Source organism: Streptomyces sp. URMC 129, from assembly GCF_051386415.1.
In the GTDB taxonomy this organism is placed as follows: Bacteria; Actinomycetota; Actinomycetes; order Streptomycetales; family Streptomycetaceae; genus Streptomyces.
This window is the reverse complement of record NZ_JBPQTQ010000227.1, coordinates 1-4,092: the sequence shown is the minus strand read 5'-3', so window position 1 is coordinate 4,092 and position 4,092 is coordinate 1. Positions and strand designations below refer to the sequence as shown.

Annotated in this window: 3 protein-coding genes and 1 pseudogene; 2 read left to right on the top strand and 2 right to left on the bottom strand. The window is 66.3% G+C overall.

Features of this window, described 5'->3' with window-relative positions:
* The first annotated feature begins 602 nt into the window (after positions 1 to 602).
* Entirely contained in the window at positions 603 to 1,598 is a 996-nt protein-coding gene (locus tag ACSNOC_RS27115; RefSeq protein ID WP_436750219.1) for a DUF5677 domain-containing protein, read from the top strand.
* A gap of 55 nt (positions 1,599 to 1,653) precedes the next feature.
* Here ACSNOC_RS27115 and ACSNOC_RS27110 read toward each other — a convergent pair.
* Positions 1,654 to 1,716: pseudogene (locus ACSNOC_RS27110) on the bottom strand (hypothetical protein); the annotation flags it as partial.
* Positions 1,717 to 1,723: 7 nt separating this feature from the next.
* Between ACSNOC_RS27110 and ACSNOC_RS27105 the strand changes: the two are divergent.
* A complete protein-coding gene (locus ACSNOC_RS27105) occupies positions 1,724 to 1,915 on the top strand; it encodes a hypothetical protein (protein ID WP_436750220.1) in 192 nt (63 codons plus the stop codon).
* 218 nt (positions 1,916 to 2,133) lie between these two features.
* Here ACSNOC_RS27105 and ACSNOC_RS27100 read toward each other — a convergent pair whose 3' ends face one another.
* Entirely contained in the window at positions 2,134 to 2,850 is a 717-nt protein-coding gene (locus tag ACSNOC_RS27100; RefSeq protein ID WP_436750218.1) for a Crp/Fnr family transcriptional regulator, read from the bottom strand.
* Positions 2,851 to 4,092: the final 1,242 nt, after the last annotated feature.

The window sequence follows — 4,092 nt, the reverse complement described above, 5'->3', positions numbered from 1 at the left end:
CCCAGGGCGGGGGTGGGGTGCGGTGGGGGAGTGCACGGTGTCGGTGGCGTAGCCAGGCGGGGTGGCGCCAGGTCGGGACTGCGGCGTAGTCGCGTTCCAGGCCGGGCCGGGGGCGCACCGCGTCGGCGGGGGCATCGAAGTCGACGTCGTCGGGGACGGCGCGCACCGCCTCGGGCGCCTCCTCCCGTGCCCACAGGCCGGACAGGCGTACGCGATACCACCAGCTGCCGTCGCGTTCCTGGCGGCAGTCCGGGTCCGGACCCGGATTCGCGGGCTGGATCGGTCACACGGGCGTCGTTTTTGGCACCTCTATGTGGTGACGGGGGCATCCGGCCGCCGTCACCAGACCGAGGAGAAGTGCACGATGACGCCCACCACCCTGGCAAGACGCACCCCACAGGCCCGCTGCGGGACGCCCGCAGCGGGCACTTTTTCGTCCACGGAAGCGGGTTTTGCGATGGGGTTTCCCACAGCTATATGCGCTGACACCATCACGGCGCAACAGACTGTCCGCGATGCAAAACCGTGTCCGTCCAGCACAGCGCGAGTCGAAACGGCACCGCAAACACCTTCCGCCCGTCCCAGGGGAGGAGGCGAGGCGGATGGCACCGGTGACCGAGCAGCAGTACCGCCAGGCCGTGGAGAAGATGGTCGCTCACTACCGGGCGGCAGGGCCGGTCGAGACCCAGCAGCGCAGGTACCGGACGGTCCTGATCGGCCATGGCTGGTGCGCCGAGGTTCACCGCCTTGCCGAGGCCGCGCTGCGGCTGGTCGATCTCGGCTACGGGCACGAGGCCCAGATCCTGGTCCGGACGATGTTCGAGACGACCATCAGCCTCCACTGGCTGTCCCAGAAAGGCGACGCCGGGGCGCTGGGCGTGCTGGCCGAGGGCGGCCGGGCCAACCGCGCCGCGGCTGTCGACCTGGAGAAGGCGTTCCGGCTGCCACAGGACCTCATCGACGCCATCAAGGGCGAACGGGTCGAGAAGACCGAGGAGAGCGAGATATTCCACAGGTTCCAGGCCCAGTGCGACGAGATCGACCCCAAGCGCGAGCTGTACTCCGTGTACCGGTACCTGTGCGGCTTCGCCCACCCGACCTCGGTCGGCGCGTTCGCCTTCATCGAGCAGGCGACCGAGCCACCGGGCCTGCGCGGCACGCCGAGGACGAGCAGCTCCGCGGTGGCGGCTACCGCCGCCATGTGCGTCCTGTGGGCCGGCAGGGCCTTCGACGAGATGATCGTAGGGAAGCCGCGCAAGCAGTTCCTGCGGGCCGTCGCCCGGGACATCGGGCTGCCGCCGGTCCTGCCCCGGATCTGGAAAGTCCGGGAACCGGGTCGTGCACTTCGACGGACTGGCCTTCCGCCCCGGGCAATCACCCTCGCCGTCCCTGGCGGCGGGCTTCAGAGGGCGGTGGTGACGGTGATGACGGGGTCGCCGCAGCCGGTGGCGACCCCGTTGATGGCGGCGAGTTCGGCCTCGTCGGCGGTGAGCTGCCAGCGAGTTTTGACGGTGACCCAGTCCGCGATGTACCGGCAGGTCGCGGAGGCGGCGGGGGCATCCACTCGGCGGGGTCCTGGTCGCCCTTGCCCTGGTTGATGCTGTCGGTGACGCCCAGCAGGCTGCGTTCGTCTCCGAGATCGTTGGCGTACTGCTCGCGCTCGGCCGCGGTCCACGTTCCGGCGCCGGAGTCCCAGGCTTCGGCGAGGGGGACCATGTGGTCGATGTCGATGCTCGACTTGGTGGTCACGACCGTCTCGTCGTACCAGGACCACCACTGGCCCGTCCCGGAGGCGATCGAGCAGCGCCCGGTTACCTCCGGCGCGGTGACCGCCTCGGCGAGCAGGACTTCGGAGCGGGTGTCGCAGCCGTCCCGGTCGGCGTCCGTCCAGTGGCGGAACAAGTCGCGGTCGTAACCCTTCCTTTCTCCAGCGTGACGGGCAGGTCGCCGATGAGCTGGGACAGGGGCGCGGTGATGGTCTGGCCCGACTCGGCGCGCGCGGCCGGGGCGGTCAGGAGAAGGGAGGGTACGGCCCCCACAGCCATGCCTCGGTGTGCTGTCGCCTCCTGCTGCCCTCAGGGAAGCGGGAAGGGCCTGCCCACCGGGTGCGGACAGGCCCCTTTCCGGCTGCGGTCAGCGGGCGGCCTCCTTCAGCTGGTCCAGGTCGTTGACGTAGATGGCGCGGTAGCGGGTGTAGACGATGTGCTTCCTGCACAGCACGGCGAGGGTGTTCTCCAGCGTGGACTGCCCGATCATCAGCGCACGGGCGAGATCGCTCTGGCGCGGGCCGGCGATGCGGATGCCGCGCTGGGGCTCGACCACGCCGACTGTGGACGCCAGGTGATGCAGGAGCGTGCTCAGACGCGCGAGGTGTGGTCGGCTGAAGGTGCAGTAAATCTCCTCGTCCCTCCGGTAACGGGCCTCCAGACTCACCAGGAGCGCCCACTCCGCCCGCCGCTTGCTGCCGAGCAGGGCACGCATCAGGTCCGCCGAGAAGGACATGATCTTCGTGGTCGCCGTCAGAGACGTCGTCTTCGGCCCCGAGACGCTGGGGTGCAGCAACTTCTGCTCGCCCAGGAACTCTCCGGGGCCGCGGAAGCGCACCACGAGCGCGCCGGGCACGGAGCGCTCCTGGGCGACACAGCCCTGCAGCACGATGTGCACCAGGTCGTCGCTGCTGCCCGTCGGAACCTCCTCGCCCCGCTTGAAGGCACGGATGCCGCCGTTGTCGACCTCCTGGACGAACACCGACCACACCTGGGTAGGGAGCGACCCTATGAAGGAGCCCTCGGGCATCTGGTGACGGCCGGCCAGTACATCGTGGAGGTTCGGCTCAAGCTCTCGCCTCATGTCACCCGGCGCTCCTCGTGGAGGTTTCCTCCGGGGCAGGGACGGTGCTCGTCGCCGGCGGCTCCTCGGGCACCAGGGCCCGGATGATCGGCGGGACACTTCCGATGAGCACCGCCAAGGCGAACAGGACGGCGACGACGCTCCTCGGCCTGCTCGAGAGCTTCCTGATGGCATATGCCCCGAGCAATGTGGCTATCCCGAAGATCGCCACGCTGCTCGCGTAGAAATACGGCTCGTAAGCCATTTGTGATGCGGCCTTTCATCTCTCGGAAGAACGCTTGTTGGCGGGTCCAGTGCCCCTCAAGCCGGAGAAGCCCCGCTGGTTAGACGGAGCCGACGACACCCGACGTCGGGGTTGCTAAACGCTACTCTCCCCGGCTCGTGAAGCCCAACTCGCCCCGAGAAGAGGGGCATGCACGGAAAAATGGCCAGGCCATGCAGGACAAACGGAACTTCCAGGCGGCGGTCTTCGTTCCGCACCGATGACTGACTGTGAGAAACGGCAGACTTGTCCGGCTTGGCGAAGTATGAGCCGGTAGCGTGTCATTCGCGGGAGGTGCGGGGGTGAGGATTCCCTGTGGATGTGAATAAGAATCGAGCATTCGTTCACTCGATTTAGTTTTTGGAACTCACAGTCGGAGGTATCCAGCGAAGAGGGCCGGGGCCCTAAAGGGAACCACCCCCCAGAACCCCGGCTTGAGAGGGCCTGGACCCGCCAAGGCGCCAGACCGCATTGCCCAAGTAAACACCCCTCATCGCCCTGCGGCAGACGCTATAAGCGTTGTGGTCCACAAAAGTCCCCAGTATTGGGGAAGTGTTCATGCGAATTGCAGAACTTATGCCGGGCAAAAGCTGACATATCACCCGAAACATTTGATAGTTGTCGATCTTGAAAATCCCCCAACTTGGGGACTTCGCTTCGTAACTATCCGAATCGGTAGCGTGAACTAGTGGACGCAAGAAGATCCGATTCCTTCGGATTCCCCCTTTTGAAAGGACCTTGATAACCCCCAGATGAAATCCGCGTCCCGCTGTCTCTATGTAGCTAAATTAACTCTTGTTGATCGGCCGCCGATGGTCTGCGCGAGGGTGTCAGTGGTCGTTCGTCATTTCGCTGTCACTGCTGAGCGGCCGTAGTTCGTTCTTGACCCAGACGTTGTCCCGTAATGATCTTGTCGTGCGGTGATTCCGCCTGTGGCTAGTGTGATCACGGCGTCGGAGCCTGCCTGGATAGCCCCGTTC

Excerpts from the sequence above, each read along its gene's own strand:
- ACSNOC_RS27100 (WP_436750218.1), bottom strand. The coding sequence starts at position 2,850 with ATGAGGCGAGAGCTTGAGCCGAACCTCCACGATGTACTGGCCGGCCGT.
- ACSNOC_RS27105 (WP_436750220.1), top strand. The coding sequence starts at position 1,724 with ATGTCGATGCTCGACTTGGTGGTCACGACCGTCTCGTCGTACCAGGAC.
- ACSNOC_RS27115 (WP_436750219.1), top strand. The coding sequence starts at position 603 with ATGGCACCGGTGACCGAGCAGCAGTACCGCCAGGCCGTGGAGAAGATG.